We start from the raw sequence: 2,427 nt of genomic DNA, 5'->3' as shown, positions 1-2,427 counted from the left end.
CCTCGTAGCTCGCGGCGGGGGGGCGGCCCCCCCCCCGGGGGGGCGCCCCCCCCGGCGCCCCCCCCCCCCCGGGGGGGGGGGGGCCCCCCCCGCGCGAGGTCGCGGAGGTGGCCGCGTGGCTGCTCAGCGACCGGGCCTCGATGGTGACCGGCGCGCTGGTGCCGGTGGACGGCGGCGCCGGCGCCTGAAGGCCGGTCTCCGCGAGGCGCGCCCGGCGGCCTGCCCGCCGCGCCCCTGCGCCGGTGCGGCCGTGCTGCCCCGCGTCCCGCTTGTCCCCGCGGGACGGGTGGTGCCATCGTGTGCCGCATGGCGCCGTCCCCCGACCAGCCGACCTTCGACCAGCCGTCCCTCGACCACGCGGCACTGCTCGCGGAGATACAGGTGGTCCGGCGGGCCGGGCTGCTGAGGCTGCGGGGCCGCGAGTTGCACGCCTTGGAGGCGGCTGCGTCCGCTGTGGCCGCAGCCGCCGCGCCCTCCTCGGCCACCGCGCGCACCCGCGAGGGCGCCGTCGAGGCCCTGCTCCGCCGTGCGGTGGAGCAACTCGACGCGGGCACGCTGCGGACCGCCGCCGAGTACTCCCTGGGCCTGGCCCAGGGCACCCGGGACTGGCCGGCGTCCTCCCGCCGGGCCCGCGCCGCCGAGGTGTACCGGGTGAGCGGGGAACGCTTCCGCAAGCACCACGAGGTGATGGTGCTCGGCCAAGTAGCCGAGAACATCGTGAAGTTGGCGGCGGGCGAGGCCGACAGTCCCGGCGAGGGCGACTGGGAGGGCGACACCCACAGGGCCCTGGACGTACGCGTGGGCGACCGGACCGTACGCCTCACCCTCCACATCCACCCCGTCGACCTGCTGCGGGACGTGGACGTGGTGGTCTCCCCGGTCAACACCTACCTCGCGCTGCCAGAACCGTACAAGTCGTCCGTGTCCGCCTCGTTGCGCCGTGCCGCCGCCGTGCGCGGGGTGACCGGTGACCTGCTGGAGGACCCGGTCCCCGCCGAACTGCGCGCGTGGGAGGAGCGCAACGGCACGTCCGGGCGTCCGGTGATCCCCGGCACCGTGGCGGCGACCGGCTCCGGAGCCATGGCCGGCAGCGGTGTACGACGGATCTACCACGCGGCTGTGGCGAGGCCCCGGCCCGGCACCAACGACTACGACGTACTGCCCGCCGACCTCACACGCGCCGCCTCGCGCGCGCTCACACTGCTGGCCGAGGAGCACGACCGGTACACACCGCCGTTGCGTTCGGTGTGTTTCCCGCTGCTCGGCTCCGGGCGCGGCGGGCTTCCGTACCGGGTGAGCACGACCGCCGTATGGAGCGCCGTCGAGGCGGAACTGGCGCGCGGCGCACGCTGGGACGTGCACTTCGTGGTGCGTACCCCGGAGGCGGCCCGCGCGGTGGAGCGCATCCCGGCCAGGTTCCGCCCGGCGCGCGACCAGTCGGCGCCCGGCCGGCCCGCTTGACTGGAGACGCGGGCCGCTCAGCGGGAACGCCTCGGGGGAGCCTTCCCTCCGGGCGGCTCGCACGCGGGGGCCGCTTTCACCGGCGCGGAGTCGGGCGGGGCCCGGTTCCTCCACGCGACGCACCGCGTTGTGGCATGAGGTGCCGTCAGCCGCCGCTGGAGGGGCAGTTGGGCTGCAAGGTGCCGTCAGCCGCCGTTGTAGGGGCAGTTGGGCTGTGAGGAGCCGTCAGCCGCCGTTGTACGGGCAGACGGGCTGCTCCATGGGGGTGCGGTGCACGAAGGCCGGGCGCAGGGCGGGGTCCTCCGGGTCGTAGTACCGGTGGAACACCGCGGTCGCCGAGCCGGACAGCGGCGGCACGATCCAGCTCCAGTCCGTCGGGACCGGCCGGCCGTGCCGCTTCTCGCGCTCGACGTGCGCCAGGAACCGCTGGGACTCCGAGTGGTGGTCCGCGATCGTCACGCCCGCACGCTCGTAGGAGTGCAGGACGGCGAGGTTGAGTTCGACCAGCGCCCGGTCCCGCCACAGCGTGCGATCGCTGCTGGTGTCCAGGCCGAACAGCGCGGCCACGGTGGGCAGCAGGTTGTAGCGGTCGGTGTCCCCGAGGTTGCGCGAGCCTATCTCCGTACCCATGTACCAGCCGTTGAAGGGCGCCGCAGGGTAGGTGATCCCGCCGATCTCCAGCGACATGTCGCTGACGGCCGGCACTGCGTACCAGCGCAGCCCCAGCGCGGCGAAACCGGGGTGCAGGGGATGCGTCAACGGCACTTCGAGTACGGCGTTCTCCGGGACCTCGTAGATCTCCGGGGCCAGACCCGGGGCGGGTTGCACCATCAGCGGCATGACCTCGAAGGGGCCCGCACCGCCCTTCCAGCCCAAGTCCTGGGCCAGCGCCACCCGCTGGGCGCTGCGCGGGTCGCCCGCGTAGCGCACCAGCTGTTCGCTCAGGAGCCTGGGGGCGGGGCGGCC

The 2,427-nt window shown here is 75.1% G+C and carries 2 protein-coding genes and 1 pseudogene; 2 read left to right on the top strand and 1 reads right to left on the bottom strand.

Features of this window, described 5'->3' with window-relative positions; genetic code table 11:
* Window positions 1-83: 83 nt before the first annotated feature.
* Window positions 84-188: pseudogene (locus tag LCE31_RS35665) on the top strand (SDR family oxidoreductase); the annotation flags it as partial.
* Between the two features lie 118 nt (window positions 189-306).
* Window positions 307-1,461, top strand: a complete 1,155-nt coding sequence (locus tag LCE31_RS35660; RefSeq protein ID WP_225021985.1) for a macro domain-containing protein — start codon at window positions 307-309, stop codon at window positions 1,459-1,461.
* 225 nt (window positions 1,462-1,686) lie between these two features.
* On the opposite strand, the gene LCE31_RS35655 is transcribed toward LCE31_RS35660, so the two are convergent.
* On the bottom strand, window positions 1,687-2,427 hold a 741-nt coding region (locus LCE31_RS35655), incomplete at its 5' end, for a nitric oxide synthase oxygenase (protein ID WP_225021984.1).

This window comes from Streptomyces sp. 8L, from assembly GCF_020176795.1.
In the GTDB taxonomy this organism is placed as follows: Bacteria; Actinomycetota; Actinomycetes; order Streptomycetales; family Streptomycetaceae; genus Streptomyces.
This window is presented reverse-complemented; position numbering and strand designations above follow the sequence as displayed.

Excerpts from the sequence above, each read along its gene's own strand:
- LCE31_RS35660 (WP_225021985.1), top strand. The coding sequence starts at position 307 with ATGGCGCCGTCCCCCGACCAGCCGACCTTCGACCAGCCGTCCCTCGAC.